General features: G+C 61.7%; 20 protein-coding genes and 1 other RNA gene. 18 read left to right on the top strand and 3 right to left on the bottom strand.

Annotation, left to right across the window (positions count from 1 at the left end; translation table 11 throughout):
* Positions 1 to 137 precede the first annotated feature (137 nt).
* From DAD186_RS07305 to DAD186_RS07240, 14 genes are all read left to right on the top strand, one after another.
* Positions 138 to 1,361, top strand: a complete 1,224-nt coding sequence (locus DAD186_RS07305; protein WP_065248786.1) for a CpaF family protein — start codon at positions 138 to 140, stop codon at positions 1,359 to 1,361.
* Complete coding sequence (locus DAD186_RS07300) at positions 1,358 to 2,236, top strand: type II secretion system F family protein (protein ID WP_065248106.1); 879 nt, start codon at positions 1,358 to 1,360, stop codon at positions 2,234 to 2,236. The genes DAD186_RS07305 and DAD186_RS07300 overlap by 4 nt, the downstream gene beginning before the upstream one ends.
* Positions 2,233 to 3,189 (top strand): type II secretion system F family protein, encoded by a 957-nt coding sequence (locus tag DAD186_RS07295; RefSeq protein ID WP_065248105.1) that lies wholly within the window; start codon positions 2,233 to 2,235, stop codon positions 3,187 to 3,189. The genes DAD186_RS07300 and DAD186_RS07295 overlap by 4 nt, the downstream gene beginning before the upstream one ends.
* Positions 3,190 to 3,242: 53 nt before the next feature.
* Positions 3,243 to 3,491, top strand: a complete 249-nt coding sequence (locus DAD186_RS07290; protein WP_236886227.1) for a hypothetical protein — start codon at positions 3,243 to 3,245, stop codon at positions 3,489 to 3,491.
* Position 3,492: 1 nt separating this feature from the next.
* Positions 3,493 to 3,891, top strand: coding sequence for a hypothetical protein (locus tag DAD186_RS07285; protein ID WP_065248104.1), 399 nt, complete (start codon positions 3,493 to 3,495; stop codon positions 3,889 to 3,891).
* A gap of 1 nt (position 3,892) precedes the next feature.
* Positions 3,893 to 4,342 (top strand): hypothetical protein, encoded by a 450-nt coding sequence (locus DAD186_RS07280; RefSeq protein ID WP_082991129.1) that lies wholly within the window; start codon positions 3,893 to 3,895, stop codon positions 4,340 to 4,342.
* On the top strand, positions 4,339 to 4,797 hold the full coding sequence (locus DAD186_RS07275) for a flp pilus-assembly TadE/G-like family protein (protein WP_065248102.1): 459 nt from the start codon (positions 4,339 to 4,341) through the stop codon (positions 4,795 to 4,797). Before DAD186_RS07280 ends, DAD186_RS07275 begins: the two co-directional genes overlap by 4 nt.
* Positions 4,798 to 4,896: 99 nt before the next feature.
* Positions 4,897 to 6,009 carry a peptide chain release factor 2 gene (gene prfB, locus DAD186_RS07270; protein ID WP_065248101.1) on the top strand — a complete coding sequence of 371 codons (1,113 nt, stop codon included), beginning with the start codon at positions 4,897 to 4,899 and terminating at the stop codon, positions 6,007 to 6,009.
* Between the two features lie 248 nt (positions 6,010 to 6,257).
* Positions 6,258 to 7,151, top strand: a complete 894-nt coding sequence (ftsE, locus tag DAD186_RS07265) for a cell division ATP-binding protein FtsE (RefSeq protein ID WP_065248100.1) — start codon at positions 6,258 to 6,260, stop codon at positions 7,149 to 7,151.
* The gene (ftsX, locus tag DAD186_RS07260; RefSeq protein ID WP_065248099.1) at positions 7,148 to 8,065 is read left to right on the top strand and encodes a permease-like cell division protein FtsX; all 918 of its coding nucleotides are present in this window, start codon (positions 7,148 to 7,150) and stop codon (positions 8,063 to 8,065) included. Before ftsE ends, ftsX begins: the two co-directional genes overlap by 4 nt.
* A 13-nt stretch (positions 8,066 to 8,078) precedes the next feature.
* Entirely contained in the window at positions 8,079 to 9,491 is a 1,413-nt protein-coding gene (locus DAD186_RS07255; RefSeq protein WP_065248098.1) for a M23 family metallopeptidase, read from the top strand.
* Between the two features lie 35 nt (positions 9,492 to 9,526).
* Positions 9,527 to 10,033, top strand: coding sequence for an SsrA-binding protein SmpB (gene smpB / locus DAD186_RS07250; RefSeq protein ID WP_065248097.1), 507 nt, complete (start codon positions 9,527 to 9,529; stop codon positions 10,031 to 10,033).
* Between the two features lie 236 nt (positions 10,034 to 10,269).
* Positions 10,270 to 10,640, top strand: a transfer-messenger RNA (tmRNA) gene (gene ssrA / locus DAD186_RS07245).
* Positions 10,641 to 10,791: 151 nt separating this feature from the next.
* Complete coding sequence (locus DAD186_RS07240; protein WP_065248096.1) at positions 10,792 to 11,280, top strand: GNAT family N-acetyltransferase; 489 nt, start codon at positions 10,792 to 10,794, stop codon at positions 11,278 to 11,280.
* 12 nt (positions 11,281 to 11,292) lie between these two features.
* Here the strand turns inward: DAD186_RS07240 and DAD186_RS07235 are convergent, their stop codons facing one another.
* Positions 11,293 to 11,982: a SatD family protein gene (locus DAD186_RS07235; RefSeq protein ID WP_065248095.1), complete on the bottom strand. Its 690-nt coding sequence runs from the start codon at positions 11,980 to 11,982 to the stop codon at positions 11,293 to 11,295.
* Positions 11,983 to 12,182: 200 nt separating this feature from the next.
* On the opposite strand from DAD186_RS07235, the gene DAD186_RS07230 reads away from it, so the two are divergent.
* The 3 genes from DAD186_RS07230 (at position 12,183) to DAD186_RS07220 (ending at position 13,118) form a co-directional block, all read left to right on the top strand.
* On the top strand, positions 12,183 to 12,458 hold the full coding sequence (locus DAD186_RS07230; RefSeq protein ID WP_236886226.1) for a hypothetical protein: 276 nt from the start codon (positions 12,183 to 12,185) through the stop codon (positions 12,456 to 12,458).
* A 77-nt stretch (positions 12,459 to 12,535) separates the two neighbouring features.
* On the top strand, positions 12,536 to 12,835 hold the full coding sequence (locus DAD186_RS07225; RefSeq protein WP_065248094.1) for an ArsR/SmtB family transcription factor: 300 nt from the start codon (positions 12,536 to 12,538) through the stop codon (positions 12,833 to 12,835).
* Positions 12,828 to 13,118, top strand: coding sequence for a hypothetical protein (locus DAD186_RS07220; RefSeq protein ID WP_065248093.1), 291 nt, complete (start codon positions 12,828 to 12,830; stop codon positions 13,116 to 13,118). The genes DAD186_RS07225 and DAD186_RS07220 overlap by 8 nt, the downstream gene beginning before the upstream one ends.
* A gap of 157 nt (positions 13,119 to 13,275) precedes the next feature.
* On the opposite strand, the gene DAD186_RS07215 is transcribed toward DAD186_RS07220, so the two are convergent.
* Positions 13,276 to 14,472 carry a glycine C-acetyltransferase gene (locus DAD186_RS07215; protein ID WP_065248092.1) on the bottom strand — a complete coding sequence of 399 codons (1,197 nt, stop codon included), beginning with the start codon at positions 14,470 to 14,472 and terminating at the stop codon, positions 13,276 to 13,278.
* Positions 14,473 to 14,481: 9 nt separating this feature from the next.
* Positions 14,482 to 15,543 (bottom strand): L-threonine 3-dehydrogenase, encoded by a 1,062-nt coding sequence (gene tdh, locus DAD186_RS07210; protein WP_065248091.1) that lies wholly within the window; start codon positions 15,541 to 15,543, stop codon positions 14,482 to 14,484.
* Positions 15,544 to 15,695: 152 nt separating this feature from the next.
* Here tdh and hrpA point away from each other — a divergent pair, with 152 nt between their 5' ends.
* Entirely contained in the window at positions 15,696 to 19,616 is a 3,921-nt protein-coding gene (gene hrpA / locus DAD186_RS07205; protein WP_065248090.1) for an ATP-dependent RNA helicase HrpA, read from the top strand.
* Positions 19,617 to 19,625 lie beyond the last annotated feature (9 nt).

Raw genomic sequence — 19,625 nt, 5'->3', positions numbered from 1 at the left:
GGTAGTTATCCACAATTCGCGAACAGCGTTTCGCCCACTTCCATACTCTGGTAGAAAGATGACAGAACGCTCCCTGGGGGATGGGAGCCGAGATGGTGGCCAAGGCAGGCGCCACGATCACTAAGGGGGAAGCGCCTATGCGGGACGCACTCGGGATCATCGAGGCTGAGGCCAGGCAAGCGATCCGTGCGCAAGGGCTCGATGCATCCTCGTCATCTCTCGATGACCTCATCGCACACGTGGTGGCGCAGTACGATGCAAAAGCTACGCGAGGCGAAGTTCCACCCCTGCGAGACCGCGACGCCGCAGTCGGCGAGGTAGCCACGCGCATCGGCGGCTTCGGCGCCCTCCAAGCCTTCCTCGACGATCCGGAAATCGAAGAAATCTGGATCAACTCGCCGAGCGAAATTTTCGTTCACCGGAACGGGGTCAGCGAGCTCACGCCCCTCGTGCTCTCGGCTGCTGAAGTTCGCGGACTCGTCGAGCGAATGCTCGCTCAAACAGGCAGGCGCCTCGACCTCAGCACTCCTTTCGTTGACGCGCTTTTACCGAGCGGGGCCCGCCTGCACGCCGTGATTCCCAATGTCACGCGCACGCACTGGTCGGTCAACATTCGAAAGTTCATCTCGAAGGCACACTCTCTCTCGGATCTCGTTGCACTCGGGTCCCTGACCCAGCAGGCCGCCGATGTGCTCGATGCGAGTGTGAAAGCGGGCCTCAATATCATCGTGTCCGGGAGCGTGGGCTCAGGAAAAACCACGATGGTGAACTGCTTAGGCTCGGCCGTTTACCCGCGCGAGCGGGTCGTGACGATCGAAGAGGTTTTCGAACTCGATATCCGGGCTCGGGATGTCGTGGGAATGCAGTGCCGGCAACCAAATCTTGAGGGCGTCGGCGAGATCAGCATGCGGCGGCTCGTGAAGGAAGCGCTGCGCATGAGGCCTAGCCGCATCATCGTGGGCGAGGTTCGTGAAGCCGAGTCTCTCGATATGCTCATTGCCCTCAACAGTGGCTTACCGGGCATGGCCACGATCCACTCGAACTCTGCGCGCGACACAATTGCGAAGCTGTGCACGCTTCCGTTGCTCGCGGGGGAGAACGTTAGCAGCTCGTTCGTCACTCCCACGGTTGCCAATGCGATCGACCTCGTTGTCCACCTCGATCATCTTCATGACGGCACGCGTCGCGTGCGTGAGATCGTCGCTGTCCCGGGTCGCGTTGAAGATTCTGTGGTGGAACTCGGGCACGTATTTGAGTGGCGGCGCGGGCGTTTATGCCGGGGAGAGGCGTACCCGCCCCACCCCGAGCGATTTGAACGCGCCGGCTTTTCGCTCTCCACACTCCTTGGGGGCGAGCGATGATTCCGGGGTTCGCCACCGGGGCCCTTTTCGGCCTTGGCGTCGTGACGATCTGGTCGGCCTATTGGCCGCGCGAGGCACGAAGGGCCGGGCGGAGCGGTTCACGAACCCGTTTCGAACAGAGGATTCGCGATGACTTCGCGAGAATCGGGCTTGCGAGCGCGCGCCCGCTTCACCTCCTTCTCGCTTCCGTGGTGCTCGCGGGCCTAGTTTTCATCCTGACGCTCGGTATCAGCACAGCCATGATTCCGAGCGCTGCGGCGGGCGCGGGCGCATTTTTTCTGCCGGCATGGGCGCTTCGCACACTCGCACGGCGCCGGCAAGAAAACCTCCGTGAGGTATGGCCGGAAGTGATTGACCTCGTGGGATCGGCCGTCCGAGCTGGTCTCTCGCTACCGGAATCGCTTGCTCAACTTGCCGAGCGCGGGCCCGAGCAGCTGCGCTCGCCCTTTGGCGAGTTCGCCCGTGAATACCACGCGACTGGAGATTTTTCCTATAGCCTCGATCGGCTCAAGGAGCGCTTGAGTGACCCCGTTGCCGACCGCATTATCGAAGCGCTTCGCATCACGCGCGACGTTGGCGGCACCGATCTTGGCACGCTGCTTCGTACACTTTCCTCGTTCCTTCGTGAGGATGCGCGCGTGCGCTCCGAACTTGAAGCACGTCAAAGTTGGACGGTCAACGGAGCAAAGCTTGCGCTCATCGCGCCATGGGTCGTTCTCGGTCTCATGATCCTGCGGCCCGAAGCAGCCGAGGCCTACGACACGGCCGCAGGCGGAATGCTCATTATTGTCGGTGCGGCCGTATCCTTCTTTGCCTATCGGCTCATGCTCACGTTTGCGCGTTTACCCCAGGACGAGAGGGTGCTACGCGAATGAGCATCCGCGACAACACTTTCACGATCATCCTGCTCGGATGTGCACTCGGAGCACTATTTGGGCTCGGGATCGCCCTTGTGATCCTTGAAAACCCGTGGAGAAGGCCCCGTTCGGTCGAGGCGCGCGTCGCCCCGTACGTGAAGCAAGGGAAGGCTCGCGGAGCGCTCGGTTTCCTCGATCATGGGAGGCGTGTGCATCCCGTGATCGACACAAACCTCGGCCCGTTTCTCGTGAGGGCGCGTGCCTTCGCAGCACGCACCTTTGGAAGCCAGAGAGAAATCGAGAAGCGGCTTGCGCTCGCGGGCGGTCGACTCAACTATCGCGATTTTCGCGTGCAACAGCTGACGTGGGCGATTATCGCGTTCGTCGCGAGCGCTGCGCTCGGCATGGGGCTCTTCGCCCTCGGCCGGGCACCGCTTATCGCCCTTCTCGCATTCGTCGTGATCGCGACCGTCACCGCGCCCCTCATGCGTGATTACCTCCTCACGAGCGCGATTACGTCGCGCAAGCAAGCGATGGCCCGCGAGTTCCCCACCGTCGCTGATCTTCTCGCGCTCGCTATCTCCGCGGGGGAGGGGCCCATCGCCGCAATGGAGCGAGTCGCGCGCACCTCTCGCGGGGAACTCTCGCGTGAACTCGCTATCGCCGTCTTTGAAATTCGCGCAGGTTCCACGCTTGAGGACGCCCTCATGAACCTCGGCACCCGCTCGCCACTGGATTCCGTCTCGCGTTTTGCGGAGACCATCGCCGTCGCCCTCGAAAGAGGCACCCCGCTCGCGGACGTCATGCGCGCACAGGCGCAGGATGCTCGCGAGCTTTCGAAGCGGACCCTCATGGAAAGTGCCGGGCGGCGGGAAGTGTACATGCTGATGCCCGTCGTCTTTCTCCTCATGCCGCTTGTCATCGTGTTTGCGGTGTTCCCCGGAATCACCGCACTACAAGTGGGGCTTTGACCTCCATGACCCGATATTGCTCACCCACCCTCTCTTCACCTAAGGAGAACTTCATGTCCATCAACCGTTCGACCCTCGTTGACAACGCGACCACTCACTCGGGGCTGCGCGAACGCGTAGTTCGTGCGGGGGTTCGCGCACTCGTCGCAGCGCGTGAGCGCTTTGCCTCAGAGCGCGGCGATGTTCCCGGGTGGGTCCTCATTACCCTCATGACCGCGGGAATTGTCGTGGCGCTGTGGGCCGTGGCGTCCGACGCTCTCGTAGGCCTGTTCAACCAGGCCATGAGCCAGTTCACCGAGTAGCGTGAAGAGACGTGTACGGCGCCTTTGGGCGCGCGTGCGCGAGGAGCGCGGCAATGCCGTCGTGGAGTTTCCTCTCATCTCGGCGCTCATCGTGGTGCTTGGTTTGAGCCTTCTCCAGCTTGCGCTGTTCCTTCACGTACGCAATGGGCTCACGGATATCGCTGTGCAGTCGGCGTACCACGGCGCGCTGCTGGGGAACGATGCGAATGATGGCAGCGCTCGAGCCGCAGAGTTGGCCTCGGCCCGCTTCCCTCAACTGGGGGACGTCTACGTCGAGGCCCGTGAAGGAGTTGGAGTCATCGAAGTGGAGATCCATGCGGACTTGCCGCTCATCGGTTTCTTCGGGCCGAGCAACGCACTCCGCGTTGTGGGACACGCAGTTAATGAAGATGCGCTCTAGGGTGAAGGCGGTAGCGAGAAAAGTCGCGTGCCGCCTCAAGGATGCCTCCGGAAACTCGATCGTGGAGTTCACTGGCCTGTCGGTGGTCCTCCTCATCCCGCTCGTGTATCTCTTGCTCACGTGCGCCTCGATGCAGTCGGCGACTTTTGCGGCCGATACGCTCGCGCGCCAGATCGCGCGCGTGTATTCGGTGCAGGAACTTGCGGAAGGCCGCGAGGAACGGATTGGGCACATCATTGCTGAGGTTGAGCGCGATTACGGGGTGGACGTCGATCCGGCAGACATATCCGTGGCATGCCCCGCAGCCACATGCCCGGTAGCGGGAGAAGCCGTGTCGGTTGAGGTAAGTCTCGCAGTGCCGATTCCGGGTCTCGGCGTGGTCGGGATCGACTCATCGATCGTCGGCGTGACGGGGCGTCACGCGCTGATCTCGGAAGGGAATGCTCGGTGAGATGCAAACATGGTGCAGCGCTCCTCGGCGCAGAACGCGGGAACGCTAGCGTCCTGACGATCGGCGTGAGTGTTGTGGTGCTCATGGTGATCGCCTTTGGTATTGCGGTGACCGGAGTGGAGATTGACCGTAATCGTGCCCAGTTCGTGGCCGATGGTGCGGCGCTCCATGCTGCGGGAGCCACGAGCGAAAACACGCTCTATGACGCATCGGGTGATCCGCGCACGCCCACCGAGGAGGAAGCGCGCGAACGCGCCCAGGCTTACCTTGCGTCGTATCCTTATCAGTTCTCGCGTGTGAGCGATATGCGCATCGCCTCGCTCTCCCTCGCGCCGAGCGGCGAGGTCACGATTACACTCGAAGCGCGCCTTCATCCACCCCTCGTGGGCTGGATCTCTCGAGCACTTGATTCTCCGCTTGTCGTGCGCGTGCAATCGTCGGCCCACGCACACTGACTGGAGGGGTGGCGAGGCTGTGGAGCATGCCGCATTGGCGCATGCCCTCACCACCGCGTCCCTGCCCCGCGAGGCCCTCGTAGCGTAGAGTGGACTTTTGTGAGTTCTGATTTTTCTGCTGAAATTCCCCACCTTCGCTCGACCCTCGAATCGATCGAGAAGGTGACCGATCTTGAGGCCCTCACGGCCAGGATCGCCGATCTTGAGGAGCAAGCTGCCGCCCCCGATCTGTGGGATGACCCGGAGGCAGCGCAAAAGGTGACGTCCGATCTCTCGCACGCGCAGGCAGAAAAGCGCCGCGTGAGCGAGCTTTCGAGCCGTATTGATGATCTCGAGGTCATGGTCGAGCTTGGCGAAGAGGAAGGCGATGCGCAGCTGGCCGAGGATGCCGAAACTGAGCTCGCCTCTATCCGTAAGGCCCTCGACGAACTCGAGGTTCGCACGATGCTGAGCGGTGAATACGACCAACGAAATGCCGTCGTGACGATCCGTGCGGGTGCCGGCGGCGTGGATGCCGCAGACTTTGCCGAGATGCTCTTGCGTATGTATCTGCGGTGGGCCGAACACAAGGGTTATCCCACGAAGGTGATGGATACTTCCTACGCGGAAGAGGCTGGCCTTAAGTCCGTCACGTTCGAGGTGAGTGCGCCCTACGCGTATGGAACGCTCAGCGTCGAGGGCGGTACGCACCGCCTCGTGCGCATTTCCCCGTTCGATAATCAGGGGCGCCGCCAAACCTCATTCGCGGCGGTCGAAGTGATCCCGTTGATCGAGACGACCGACAGCATTGAGATCCCCGAGAACGAACTCAAGATCGACGTGTTCCGTTCCTCTGGTCCCGGCGGCCAGAGCGTGAACACGACGGACTCGGCCGTGCGTATGACTCACATTCCCACTGGCATTGTGGTGTCGATGCAGGACGAGAAGTCCCAGATTCAAAACCGTGCTGCCGCGTTGCGTGTTCTCCAGTCGCGCCTTTTGCTCCTCAAGAAGCAAGAAGAAGACGCCAAGCGCAAGGAGCTTGCGGGAGACATCAAGGCGAGCTGGGGCGACCAAATGCGCTCGTACGTGCTGAATCCATACCAAATGGTCAAGGATCTGCGAACCGAGTACTCCGAAGGCAACCCGAGTTCGGTATTCGACGGCAACATTGATGGGTTTATCGAGGCGGGCATCCGCTGGCGCGTGGAGCAGTCCCGCCTGGAGGATTAATCCGCCCCGCCGGGTGGGCGCATCGCCGTAACGCCGGGGTCCGACGCTTGCCGAGCTCACACTGCTTCACGCATTCGCACACCGCCTCTCACGTCCTTGACGAATTCTTGAGCAAAACGTGACCCGAGTGACCGGGGTGAATCCGCCGATTTGAGGCGCGGTCTCGTTAGTGTGGTCGCGTACTGGCCCTCGCCACGCCCGCGGACGTTTCGAGGGGTGCTGTCGACCCGCCCAGATGGGATGAACTTGTGATTCGTTTCGAGCACGTGACGAAGACGTATCAGCGTAAGAGCGTTCCCGCGCTTGCTGATCTGTCACTCGAATTTGAGCGTGGCGAGTTCGCGTTTCTCGTGGGGGCGTCGGGCTCGGGGAAGTCCACGATGCTGCGCCTCATCCTTAAGGAAACGAACCCTACGTCGGGCTCGATCTTTGTGGCGGGCAAGGACCTTTCGCGGCTATCGAGCTGGAAGGTTCCGCGCCTTCGCCGCGAGATCGGTATGGTGTTCCAGGATTTTCGTTTGCTGCCCACAAAAACTGCTTTCGAGAATGTGGAGTTCGCGCTGCAAGTCATCGGCACCCCGCGCAGTGTGGTGAAGAAGCTCGTGCCTGAGGTTCTCGACATGGTCGGCCTTGAAGGCAAGGGTCAACGACTGCCCCACGAGCTTTCCGGTGGTGAGCAGCAGCGCGTCGCGATCGCGCGCGCCTACGTGAATCGGCCCACGATACTTCTTGCCGATGAGCCCACGGGCAACCTTGACCCGGAGACGGCAAAGGGCATCATGGATATTCTCGCCGATATCAATGAGCGTGGCACGACCGTGCTCATGGCCACCCATGATGAAAAAGCGGTGAATCGCTTGAGTAAGCGCGTTGTCGAACTTGTGGATGGCCATGTTGTTCGCGATGAAATGCGCGGCCACTATCGCGGGGCCGCAGATGAAAGTGTGATCTCGGGAGCGGTACCCGATGGCGACGCGGCGGGGGAGCGGCAAGCGTCGGCCCCCTTCCCCGGAGGAAGTGCACGCGCTTCTGACGTGGCGTATGAGCGTTTTGATGAAAGCGCGAGCGAAGGCGAGCGCATGGGAGACCTTGATCGCGCCTTTGAGGAAACGGATGAGCGTGAGGAGGGCGAGATCGCATGAGGCTGCGATACATCATTAAGGAAAGCTTTGGCGGGCTTCGCCGCAATATCGCCATGGTCATTTCCGTGGTCATTGTGACCGCGGTTTCGCTCACGTTCGTGGGAGCGGGGCTTCTCATGCAGAAGCAGATTGTCGCGCTTCAAGACATCCTCGTGAAGAACTCGCAAATTAGCGTCTATATGTGTTCTCCGCATTCGACGGCGACATCATGTGCCGGCGGCGCTGCGACGGACGCACAGATTGCCGAGGTTCGTGAGGCCCTCGAAGGCGATATTTTGGGGCCGTACATTGCGACCGTGGATGAGCGTTCGCAAGAGGAAGCTCTCGAGGTATATCGCTCCCAGTTCGGTGGGGAGAGTTTCGCTCAGGATTTCACGGCCGAGGACATGCCGGTGAGTTTCCACATCACGCTCGCCGATGCAAAGCGCTCAAGCGCGGTCGTCGACTTTTTCCGAGGGCGCGACGGCATCGACGATGTCTCGGATCTGCTCGCGGTGTACGCGCCCTTCATCAAGATTCTCAATCAATCCACCGTCTTTGCGATTTCCCTTGCAGCCGTCATGCTCGTCGCCGCCGTGTTGCTTGTTGCCACAACGATCCGCATGTCGGTCGCGAACCGGAGGCGAGAGATCGCGATCATGCGTCTTGTGGGTGCAAGCAACATTTTCATTCGCTTGCCTTTCCTTCTCGAGGGGGCGGTTGCCGCGCTGATCGGTGGCGCCCTCGCCACCGGCGTGCTTTCTTTCGCGATCAAATACCTTGTCGAGGGTTGGCTCGAGCCGGCTCTTGGCTCTGATCTTATTCGGATGTCGATGACAGATCTTCTATGGGTAGGGCCGATTCTCCTCGCTCTCGGTGCTATTCTCGCCGTAGGCTCGTCCGTCGTTTCGCTCAATCGTTATTTGAAGGTTTAGGCAGGTTCTCGATATGCCAAATGATGAGAGAAAGAAGCCGTTTCTTTCTCGGCGCACACTCGTGAAAGGCGCGTCGTTCGCGGCTGTCCTGGGCCTCACCACATCGGGTGCACTCTCGGGCGAGAGCGTTCTCGCCGATGGTATCGACGATAAAAAGAAAGAAAAGAAGAGCGTCGACGAAAAGCTTGCGTCACTTCGCGAAGATCTCAACGAAGTCGATACGGAGCTCGCTGACGCCTACCTTTCACTCGCAGAAACCGAGGCGCGTATTCCCGATGCGCAAGCGCGCCTCGACTCGGCACGCTCAGCTCTCGAGGCTGCAAAAGCCGAGGACGCACGCCAGGCGGCGCGCCTCAAGGACGCCGAGGCGGAAGAACGCGAGATCCGCCAAGCGGTCGAAAGCGGCGAACATAAAATCTCGCAGTCGAACGAAGACGTCTCGCGTGCCTCGATCGAGGCGTACAAGGGCACGGGTGCTCCGAATCCCGCGTCGATTTTTTTGAATGCGGAAAATCCGCAGGATGCCGTCGATCGAACGATGAACTACCGGCTTACGCTTCAGGCACAGGGGGCGAAGCTCACGGATTTGCGTGGCCAGCAGGCGATGAACGTGAACTCGGCGGACCGTCTCGAAGCCATCCGGGCCGAGATCGAGGATCTTAAAAAGAAGTCAGCGATAGCGGTGGCCGAACGACGCCAGGCCGAGAGCGAAGCGGCACAAGCGAAGAAGGATCTCGACAATCTCTACACGTCGCAAAAAACGCAGGCGGCCACTCTCGAAACGCTCAAAGAAAAGTATCGCGCGAGCGAGTCGGAACTCGAATCGCAATCAAGCGCACTCGAGGCGGATATTCAGCGTCTTATCGAAAAAGAGCGGCAGGAGGAGCTCGCTCGCCAGCGCGAAGCGGAGCGGAAGGCCCGTGAGGCGCGTGAAGCGGAGGAACGTCGAGCAAGGCGCGAGCGTCGAAAACCACGCAAGGTTTCGCCGCCGAAGTCCTCAGGTGGTTCTTCTGGTGGAGCGTCGTCTGGAAAATTCCGTGATCCGGTTTCGGCCCGTCGCAGCTCGATGTTTGGTTATAGGTTCCACCCCGTGTACCACACGCGCAAACTCCACAAGGGTATGGATTATGCGGCGGCATGCGGGACTCCCGTGGGGGCGATGGCTGCGGGGAAGGTCCTTGCGACGACTCACAACAGCGGCGCCGGCAACAAGGTCATCGTGAGCCATGGCCTGCATAACGGTCAGATCCTCACGACTTCCTATCACCACCTTCAGGGGTTCGCGGTCTCTGCCGGCCAGCGGATCGATGCTGGGCAGACCGTGGGTTACGTCGGCTCCACGGGAGCTTCGACCGGCTGCCACCTGCATTTCGAGACGCACCTCGACGGCACGGCGCTCGACCCCCGCAAATTTGTGGGATACTAAACGGTTGCTGTATCGATACCTTCGGAAGGATTGCCGTGGCCAAGAAGGCCGAAAAGACGAAAGCGCCCGCGGGGCCTGAGCGCACGAAGCAGCTCATCGCCTCAAATAAGAAGGCGCGACACGATTACCACATCGATGCGACGTGGGAGGCCGGCGTGGTCCTCCAGGGCACCGAGGTGAAGTCGCTCCGCGAGCGTGGCGCGTCCCTCGTTGATGGCTACTGCTATATCGACAACGGCGAAGTGTGGATGGATGCCGTGCACATCGCGCCGTACGTGCGAGGCACGTGGACGAATCACGCTGCACGTCGCAAGCGCAAGCTCTTGCTGCATAAGCGCGAGATTCTGAAGCTCATGAATAAAACTCGCGAAAAGGGCTACACGATCATTCCGCTCTCGATCTACTTCCTCGGCTCGCATGCGAAGGTGGAGATCGCCCTCGCACGCGGTAAGAAGGAATGGGATAAGCGCCAGACCTTGCGCGAGAAGCAGGATGCTCGCGAGGCACAGCGTGCGATGAGGCGGCGCGAGATGCTCAGCTAGCGTCGCACGCTCCCGCCCGTCCTGGACGGGCGGCAGGAAAGCGGGTCCGACGGTTGCTCGCCGGGAATAAGGCCTTGGTGTTGCGCGTTGAGGGCTGTATACTGAACTACTGCACTCATTGGTGCACGAGTTTTTGATAATCGAATAGGGTGTGCGAATCAGGCACGCATCCCACCCGCAAAAGCGGGTGCAGATTATCTGGCACGTCCCGCTTTTGGGGCGTTGCCACCCGATACGGGGTCGATCGGTTTCGACGGTAGTTGTCCAGCGAGGGGAAGCGGGCCGAGGATCCAGGGTTATCTCGCTAACGCTCCCTGGAAAACAATAAGTGCCGAACCTAAGCGCACTGACTTCGCTCTCGCTGCCTGATCAGCGATAGCAGTCTGGACCGTCAGGGATTGCCTTCGACCTGACCTGTCCATCATCTAGAGGGCCACTGCTACCAACCCTGGTCACCGGGGTTGGGTGAACACTTTAGAGTGACTGAGCCTGTCAGCGACGTGTCCGTGTGAGCGCTGGGGCTGAGAAAACGATTTCGCGGACTGCGCCCGGAGAAGCCCTGGCTTCGCACTATCGGACGCGGGTTCGATTCCCGCCGGCTCCACAAACAGGGCGCCCACTATCTGCATAGTGGGCGCCTTTTTCGTTCCCTTTTTCGGTTGCAGCGGGTCGTGCTTGGACTGCGTCGATACGATGGCAATAGCGGTGTGTATGACCGCGGTGCCCTGTGCTTTTCTCTCGGAGGAAAAGGTGTGTGAATGAGCAATTCCGTCGATTTGGCTCACGCCGATAGGTGGGAGGCCAGGCGCGATGCGCCGGTGCCGAATGACGTTGAGCGCATCCTTGCCAGCCTGCCGGAATGGTTTGGCATCCCTGAGGCGAACGCCGAGTACATCGAGGCTGCGCGGGAGAAAGAAACGTGGACGGTTCGCGACGAAGCCGGATGTGTGCGAGGCGCCGCCCTCGTCGATTACCACTTTGACCGCGCTGCCGATCTCTTTTTCATCGCCGTAGAACGTGAGTTTAGGGGAGCCGGGGTTGGGACTGCACTTGTGGAATCGATCGTGGAGCATTGCCGTGAACGCTCGGTGAGGCTCCTTCAGGTCAAAACTCTCGGTAGGTCTCATCCGGATGAAGGCTATGCGGCGACACGAAAGTTTTACGAAGCGCTTGACTTTATTCCGCTCGAGGAAACCGAGCTTTGGGGCGCCGATACGCCGTGCCTCATTATGGTCCGGGTGGTGTAGCAGGGGCGGGGTCTATGTCCACGTCGCGCGGATCGCTTCTTTGAGGGGGCGTAGGTTGTGGCGGGTGATGCGTTGAGTGTTGGCGCTCGGGGAGATGCCGAGGCGTGCGGCGGTCTCGGTGTTGGGTTCGCCTTCGAGAAGGCCTCGGAGTGTTCCGCACGTGCTGGGGTTCAGGGTGCTGATGTGGGCGTCGATGAGGTGGCAGAGTGCTGGTGCTGGGGGCGTGTCGTCCTTCTGTGAAGGTGTGGTTCCGACGGATGCTTGGCTGCCGTCGGACTCTTTTGTGTTGGGGGAGCCCGGGCCGAGCCCTGTGCGAATGCCAGCCCATCCGGGGGTGGTGGCGAGCTGTTCGGTGTGGTTGAGGGCCTCTCGTGCTGACCACCAGGCGGGGCCATCTTGGATGTCGCTGTCGCGATCGACGATGCGGATCTCGCCTGCGCCGATGCCGAAGCGTATGTCGTAGCCGCTTTCGCGAAGGTGGAGGCGAAGAAGATGGGTGGCGCGAAGTGCCTCGCCGTGCGTGGCGAAGATGCCTTGGATTTCGTCGCCGACGGTAGGGTGGAGGGGTTCGATTCCGTGCTCGGTGAGCGTGGCGAGGGCAGCTTTGAGGGTGCGGTGGAGTGCGGTGCGGTCGTGCTCGCGAGAGTTGACGATGTCGCCGATGACCGCGACGGCGTAAGCGCGAGACTTCAGAGCTGCCATGTGTAGATTATAGCTTAATTAGCGAAGAATTTAGCGAAAAGCTAAATGGGGGTGCTGTGGGCGTGGTGAACCTTCTCTGGTGTGCGGTCGTGCTGGCAATATGTGGCTGTGGTGCTGTGGCTGGAAATCGAGCCATTCGCGCACTCTTGCGCCGTATTGATCGTGGCGGGGCGCGTGGGACTGCTGTGCAGGGTTCTCTTATGAGTGCGCAAAAGGAACTGCCTGGTGGGCGTTGGATCGGGATTCTCGAGAGGCTTGCCGTGTATGTCTCGATCGTTGCGGGGTTCCCTGCCGGTATTGCCGTCGTCCTCGCGGTCAAGGGGCTCGGGCGCTACCCGGAGCTTCGCGTCGAAAAAGAGGGGCGCGAGGCGGCCCGCGTGGGGGAGCTTTTCATTATTGGCACCTTCGCCTCGGTGCTCTGGGCCGCGGCGTGGGCGGGAATTGCCGTCGGCGTGTGCGCGCTCATTGCGGCGTGAGTGTGCGAGTGAGGGTGGGAATAGTTCCCAAAAATAAAGGTATTGCAATACCTTGATGACTATGGTTGACTTGTGCCATGGGAGACAGCTCGCAGATCGACCACGCAGCACGCGTTTTCAAGGCGCTCGGCAACCCGGCACGCCTCGAAATTGTGCTGCACCTTTCCGATCATGCGTGCACGGTAACGGAGCTCGTGGAATGCACGGGTTTTTCGCAACCGCTCGTGTCCCAGCACCTCGCGAAACTTCGCGAGGTGCACGTGGTGAAGGGGGAACGTGAAGGCAAAGCGACGCGATACTCCATCGTCGACGCCCACGTCGCTCACGTCATCCACGACACCCTGGCGCACACACAAGAAGGAGAACACCATGACTGACCACAAAGCTGAACACACCCCTACCGAACACACCCACGGCGCGGGCTGCGGCCACGAGGCTGTCCAGCACGGCGACCACGTGGACTACAAGCACGATGGCCACCTGCACGCCGAGCACGGCGACCACTACGATGAGCACCAGCCGCAGGCTGAGCACACCGTTGCGGATCACCAGCACGGCGAAGATTGCGGCCACGAAGCCGTGCAGCACGAGGACCATGTGGACTACGTCCACGACGGTCACCGCCACGCGGAACACGACGGTCACTACGACGAGCACTGAGGCGCGGTGAAGGCGGCGTAGGAAGGCGCGACTCCTGAGCCGCTGCTACCGACAAGAGGAAGGCCCGGCAGTACTGCCGGGCCTTTCGCTATCCGGGGATGGCCGGGGGTCAAACCCCCACAACCCCTATGCAATTCAGGAGAGGGGAGGGAGATGCTCAGTTTTCCGCGTCGCGGGCCGCGACGAACGCCGCGACAGCACGGTCGATGTCGTCGCTTGTGTGCGCGGCCGAGAGCTGCACGCGGATGCGCGCCTTCTCCTTCGGCACCACCGGGTAGCTGAACGCCGTGACATATACGCCGTGCTCGAGCATGCGGTCCGCGATGCGGCCCGCGAGGGCGGCGTCACCGAACATTACGGGAACAATCGCGTGCTCGCCGTCGAGAAGCTCAAAGCCGGCCTCGGTCATGGCGCTGCGGAAATGTTCCGCATTCTCGAACAGCTTCGCGCGAAGCTCGCCCGAGTTCTTCACGAGGTCGAGCGCGGCAATCGTCGCCTCGACGATCGCGGGGGCGAGCGAGTTCGAGAAGAGGTACGGCCTCGCGCGTTGGCGCAGAACATCGATGATCTCCTGATGCGCCGACACATAGCCGCCGCTCGCGCCGCCGAGGGCCTTGCCGAACGTGCCCGTGTAGATATCGACGCGATCGGAGACGCCGAAGTGCTCGGGCGTGCCCGCGCCGGTCTCGCCCATGAAGCCCACGGCGTGCGAGTCGTCCACGAGTACGAGAGCGCCGAACTCGTCGGCGAGATCGCAGATCTTGTCCAGTGGGGCGAGGTAGCCGTCCATGGAGAACACGCCGTCGGTCACGATGACGGTGCGGCGTGCACCTTTGGCGGCCTCGAGCTGGGCGCGAAGATCGTCCATGTCAGCGTTCTTGTAGCGGTACCGCGCCGCCTTCGATAGGCGGATGCCATCGATGAGGCTCGCGTGGTTGAGCTCATCGGAGATGATGGCGTCGTCCTTCGTGAAAAGCGACTCGAAAACGCCCCCGTTCGCATCGAAGCACGAGGAGAACAGGATCGTGTCGTCGGTTCCGAGGAACTCGCTGAGCTTCTCCTCGAGCACGAGGTGGCGATCCTGCGTGCCGCAAATAAAGCGCACGCTCGCCATGCCAAAGCCGCGCTCGTCAAGCGCGCGCTTCGCGGCGGCAATAAGCTCGGGGTGATCGGCGAGGCCGAGGTAGTTGTTCGCGCAGAAGTTCAGAACCTCGCGGCCCTCTTCGCCTCGGGCCGAGGATGCCGAGACCTCGTTCGACTGTGGGGTGAGAATCGGGCGCTCGTTCTTAAAGGTTCCGGCCTCACGGATGGCGTTGAGTTCCGCGGTCAGCTCGTCTTTCATGCTCGTGTACATCGATACTCCTTAAATGTTTTCCCAGTCGAGAACGATCTTGCCAGCTTCGCCTGAGCGCGCGAGCGCGTACGCATCCTCCCACTTCTCGGCGGGCAGCACGTCGGTCACCGTCGAGAGCACGCGTTCGCGAAGAACCTTCGACGTGCGCACCATGGCATTCATGGCATTCCACGTCTCGAACATTTCGCGCCCGTAGATGCCCTGGAGGGTCAGCATTCGCGTGACAACGGTCGTCCAGTTGATCTCGAACTGCTTGGAGGGCAGGCCGAGCATGGAAATTTTGCCGCCGTGGTTCATGTTGTCGATCATGTCCTGCAGCGCACTCGCTTGGCCCGAGATTTCGAGCCCAACGTCAAAACCCTCGCGCATTCCGAGCGAGGCCTGAATATCGCGGACGCTCGTTGTCGAGACGTCGATCTGGGCGTCGGTGCCCATCTCCTTCGCCATTGCAAGGCGATGGTCCTTGACGTCAGTGATCGCGATGTAGCGTGCACCGGCGTGGCGGGCCACCGCGGCGCACATGAGACCGATGGGGCCAGCACCCGTGATGAGTACGTCCTCGCCGATGACGGGGAACTTCAGGGTCGTGTGCACGGCGTTGCCGAGCGGATCGAAAATCGCGCCGAGCTCAGGCGTAATGATGTTCTCACCGCCGTCGCGGTGATGCACCCACACGTTTTGCTGGGGGATCACGACATATTCGGCGAAGGCTCCATCGCGCTGCACACCGATCGAGCGGGTGCGAATGCACATGTGGCGGCGACCCGCGCGACAGTTACGGCAAATACCGCACACCACGTGGCCCTCGCCAGAAATGCGATCGCCCACACGCACGTCCACGACGTCCTCGCCAATCTCGGTGACTTCGCCGTAGAACTCGTGGCCAGGCGTGAAGGGGACGTTGTCGCACATGTCCTGTGCCGAAGCGTCCCACTCGAGGATGTGGAGGTCGGTGCCGCAGATACCGGCGCGCATGACGCGCACCTTGACATCGTTGGGGCCGACCTGTGGCTCCGGGATGTCAACGATTTCGAGCCCCTTCTGGGGGGCAGCCTTGCGAAGGGCTTTCATAAGAACCTCTCTGTTCGGTAAGGATGCGACTCAATCGTAGGGGCGTCCTGCTGAACGAGACTCGGATGCGCGGTCTCGAATGTTGCCTATAGAACGCTTGTGTCCACTCGCACGGACGGCAGCGGGCGCGTGGTGACTACGATAGAGGGGATATGAGCCCCAGGAACGAGAACTCTGGCGCCCTCCCTCGCGAAGGAGAGCCGCGCCTCGCGATCACTTATCCCGCTGACCTTCCCGTCTCGCAGCAGCGCGAGGAGATCCAGCGTGCGATCCGCGACAATCAAATCGTGATCGTCGCGGGGGAGACGGGCTCGGGCAAAACAACACAGCTGCCGAAAATGCTGCTCGAGCTCGGTTACGGCGCCCGTGGCCGCATGATCGGGCACACCCAACCCCGAAGAATCGCCGCCCGAAGTGTCGCAAGCCGCATCGCGCACGAACTCGGCGAAAAGCTCGGCGAGGGAGCCGTCGGATACCAGGTGCGGTTCACGAAAAACACCGCCGAATCCACGCGCCTCAAGGTCATGACCGACGGCATCCTGCTCTCAGAGATTCACGGCGACCGGCAGCTGAAGAAGTACGACGCGATCATCATCGACGAGGCCCACGAGCGCAGCCTCACGATCGATATGCTGCTCGGCTACCTCAAACGCATCGCTCGCCGCCGCCCGGATCTCAAAATCATCATCACGTCGGCGACAATCGACCCCGAACGTTTCGCCGAGTTCTTCGGGAAGAAGGACCGCGCGGGCGACCTGCACCCCGCCCCCATTATCGAGGTGTCGGGCCGCACCTATCCGGTGGAGATCCGTTATCGACCGCTCGTGCTCGAGCCCGAGGTTGAAGAAGAGGACGACCTCGCCGACCTCCGCAGCGAGGAGCGCGACCTCACCGAGGCCATTACCGACGCATGCGATGAACTTATCGCTGAAGGGCCGGGCGACATCCTCGTCTTCCTCCCCGGTGAGCGCGAAATTCGCGAGGTCGGGGACGAACTTGAGGCACACCTCCAAAAACGCGGGGGAGTGGCGAGCCGCACCGACGTTCTTCCCCTTTTCGGACGCCTCTCCGAGCAGGATCAACAGAAGATTTTTAGCCCGCCGAAAAACGGCCGCCGCAGGATCGTTCTCGCGACAAACGTCGCGGAAACCTCCCTCACCGTTCCGGGCATTAAATACGTCGTCGATTCGGGGCTCGCGCGTATCTCCCGCTACTCGCAGCGCACGAAGGTCCAGCGCCTCCCAATTGAACCGATTAGCCAGGCGAGCGCCAAGCAGCGCTCGGGGCGCTCGGGCCGCACGAGCCCGGGCATCGCGATTCGTCTCTACTCCGAGCAAGATTTTGACGCTCGCCCCGAGTTCACCGAACCGGAGATTCTGCGCACGGCCCTCGCGAGCGTTGTCCTGCAGATGACCGCTCTCGGGCTCGGCGACATCGAGAGCTTCGAGTTCGTCGAAGCTCCCGATAAACGTGCGGTGCGTGATGGCGTGCGCCTTCTCGAAGAACTTGGTGCGATTCGACCCGAGAAAAACGCGCCCGGAGGCCGCACCCTCACCCACATTGGCGAGCAAATTTCGCGTTTCCCGCTCGACCCGCGCATGGCGCGCATGCTGCTCGAGGCTGATAAGCGCGGCGCGCTCCGCGAGGTTCTCGTGATTGTCGCCGCGCTCTCCATTCAAGATCCGCGCGAGCGCCCCCTCGAAAAGAAAGCGCACGCGGATCAGCTCCATGCGCGCTTCACGCATGAAACGAGCGACTTCCTCACCTACCTCAAGCTGTGGCGCCACCTGAGCGAGCGCCGCAAGGCGCTCTCCAACTCGGCGTTCAAGCGCGAAGTCAAGAGTGAATACCTGCACTACGTGCGCATCCGCGAATGGTGGGATCTGCACGCGCAACTCAAAGACATGTGCCGCGATGTGGGGCTGCGGCCGTCGGACAACCCGGCGAGCGAGGCGAGCATCCACCAGAGTTTGCTGGCGGGGCTCCTCAGTCACGTGGGGCTCTACGATGAGCGCACGCGTGACTATCAGGGTGCGCGTAACTCCCGCTTCGTCGTGTGGCCTGGGAGCGCGATCGCCAAGAAACGTCACGACTACGTCATGGCCGCCGAGCTCGTGGAGACTTCACGCCTGTTCGCGCGCACCGCCGCGAAAATCGATCCCGCGTGGATCGAGGACGTGGGCGCCCACGTGCTGAAACGCTCCTACTCCGAGCCGCACTGGAGTTCGAAGAAGGCAAGTGCGATGGCATATGAGAAAGCGACCCTCTACGGAGTGCCGATCATCGCGCGCCGGGCCGTCACCTACGGTCGCATCGATCACGAGCTTTCGCGCGAGATTTTCATTCAGCACGCCCTGATCGAGGGACAGTGGAGCACGCGCCACCACTTCTTTAGGGACAACGTGCGCCTCATCGAGGAGCTCGAGGAACTCGAGAACAAGGCGAGGCGCAGAGACCTCATCGCGGGAGACGCCGCACTTTTCGAGTTTTATGACGCGCGCATCCCCGCGAAGGTCACGAGTGGGCGGCACTTCGATGCATGGTGGAAAAAGCAGCGCCACGAGACCCCCGAACTCTTGCATCTCACGCGCGACATTCTGCTTGAAGACGATGCGGAGGAGCACGCCGCGGGGTTCCCGGACACGTGGGTGCAGAGGGATATTACGCTCGCGCTTCGGTACGCGTTCGAGCCTTCGGCTCGAGAGGGTTCCGACGCTTCCCGGCCGTCCACGAAGGGAACTGTGAAGGATGGCGTGACGGCGCTCGTTCCCCTCGCTGTGCTCGGCAGGCTTGAGGCAAAAGGTTTCGACTGGCTCGTGCCAGGAATGCGCGAGGAAAAGATCGCGGAGCTCATTCGCACGCTTCCGAAGCCGATCCGGCGCCACCTCATCCCCGCCCCCGATAAAGCGCGCGCTGTCGCCCAGATCTTGCGCGAGGACGACCCGAACACCGGCGAAAGGTTCGTCGAAGCCGTTGCTGACGAGCTCGTAGCGCTCCCCGGAGTGCCAGATGATCTCCCGCTCTATGGCGACGAGTTCGAGGTGACGAAACTTCCCGCGCACTTGCGCATGCATTTTTCTGTACGCGATGACCGGGGTCGAGAGATCGGCTCGGGTGACGATCTTGACGCGCTCAAGAAAAAGCACCGCGCGCGCGTTGAATCGAGCGCAGCGCGCCAGGCGGAGTCCTTCGGCGACCGCGACCTCGAGGGCTTTCCCGAGTTCGAGATTCCGCCCACGAAGCGCAATCGGCAGGGCGGCCTCAACGTCGTCGTGTATCCCGCACTCAAGCTGCGCGAGGAGGGCGGCAAGGTGAGCGTTGATCTCACGGCGATGCCCACCGCACTGGATCAGCGACGCGAGCACGTGCGTGCCGTGACGCACCTCGTGACGGAGGCGCTCGGCTCCGATTCGGCGCAGGTGCTTTCCTCGCTCCCGAACCCCACGAAGCTCGCGATCTCGCAATCGAGCTACGGGAGCGCGAAGGCGCTGCTTGCGGACGCCTCGCTTGCGGCAACCGCGGAGCTCATCTCGCGCACCGACAGCAAGGGCCTCGTTTTCACGAAGGCTGAGTTTGATGGTCTCGTGGAGGCCACGAGCGCTGCGCATGCGGAGCTTTCGCGCACGCTCGTGCTCGCCGCGATTGATGCCCTCGCGGTGCACGCGAAACTCCAGCGTGCCGTCTCGAAAGTCTCGAGTCTCGCAGTGCTTCAGCAGCTCACGCAGATCCGTGAACATGCCGACTCGCTCACTTCCGGGCGCTTTATCTCTCGTACGCCCGCGCACATCGTCACCGAGATTCCCCGGTACCTCAAGGCCGACCTTCACAGAGTCGAGAAAATGCAGGACAACCCCGCGCGCGATGCGCAACTTGCCTGGCAGCTCGAGGACCTCAAGAACATGTTCGACAAGGCGAAACACAAGCTCTCGGCTGAAGTGCTCGAGAGCGAGGAGGCGCGCGAGATCCCGTGGATGCTCGAGGAGCTACGCGTATCTTTCTTTGCCCAACAGCTCGGAACCAGGTACACGGTTTCGGATAAGAGAGTGCGCCGCGCGATCGCGGATCTCGGCTAAGTCCCGGCG

Origin of the sequence: Dermabacter vaginalis (genome assembly GCF_001678905.1) — a bacterium.
Lineage (GTDB): Bacteria > Actinomycetota > Actinomycetes > Actinomycetales > Dermabacteraceae > Dermabacter > Dermabacter vaginalis.
Note: the sequence above shows the minus strand (reverse complement) of the source record. Positions and strands in the feature narration are given on the sequence as shown.